The 1,079-nt window shown below is 38.9% G+C and carries 1 protein-coding gene; it reads right to left on the bottom strand.

Going from position 1 to position 1,079, the window contains the following annotated elements; genetic code table 11:
- Positions 1-1,079: DUF6990 domain-containing protein (locus tag GGR08_RS08010; protein WP_425485766.1), on the bottom strand; the 1,079-nt coding region annotated here is incomplete at both ends.

Raw genomic sequence — 1,079 nt, forward strand, 5'->3', positions numbered from 1 at the left:
TCGTTATAAAGAATATCTACTTCACGATCAGCCAATTGATAGCTTGCCATATGGTCATTCTCATTGATTCTCTCGGCTGACCAGCCTAAGCTTTTCAAAAGTGCATGAGCACTTTCCATGGTGAGACGATCATCAGTGTCATTCGCTTCATCCACTTCAACAGAAGTTGTTTTAGAAGCAACAGATGCTGTTTGCGGATCCAAGCTTAAAATCAGAGCGTTTTTTGGAAAACCCATTCGATAACCCCGTGCAAGAGTAAGAGAGTTGTCAATATCATATTTTGTGATATAATCTGCAAAGTTTAAACGGTTCTTTGCCCTGAAACTTTCCTTATAAAATTTGAGCTTTTCAATATCACCAATCAGAACAAGTGCAACAAAGTGGCGTAGCACAAGATTAAGTTCGCTATTTGTTGGCAAAGCGGCATAATCATAGATAATTTGATTCACATTTTGTCGATCTGCCCATTCAAGAATATCCGCACAAATCTCCTTCAGTTTGCCTTCGTCCAATTCAGCACCAGAAACTGTATAAACGTCTTCTGCCTCTTTGAGAGCTATATATTGAGGTTTATCAGGGAATATATGCCGATGAGCAGTAGAAAAGCCAAGTGTTGAAAGAGAAGCCTTGAATGCAACGATCAGCGCCTCTTCTTCCATGTCAAGACTGTACATTATGTTGATGAGGCGGTCTTTGCCTATAAAATAAGCATTGCGCTCATAGTTTTTATCTCTATAAACTGTCCACCCCATCGCTTTTAATTGCTCAGCAATTTTATTGAAAACTCTTAAAGCATGTGAACTAAGAGGCGCATCCGCATCCTTTCGCTCCTTGAGTATTATCAGATGCTTTTCAGCAAATTCAAAAGCGTACTTAACAGACTTTTCTGCAATATTGCTTTCCAAATGCTCAGGAATCTTACCTGCCTCAAATGAATTTTGATAAGATTTCAGCATATCAATCTTACCTGTTAATGCTAAACAGGCCAAATGCCAGACTATATCTATATTGTAGCTATACTTTTGAACACGTGTTTTGCTTTCTATTGATGCTTGTAAATCTTGGGCGCGTGCCCATTG

It is taken from the genome of Bartonella fuyuanensis (assembly GCF_014197255.1).
In the GTDB taxonomy this organism is placed as follows: domain Bacteria; phylum Pseudomonadota; class Alphaproteobacteria; order Rhizobiales; family Rhizobiaceae; genus Bartonella; species Bartonella fuyuanensis.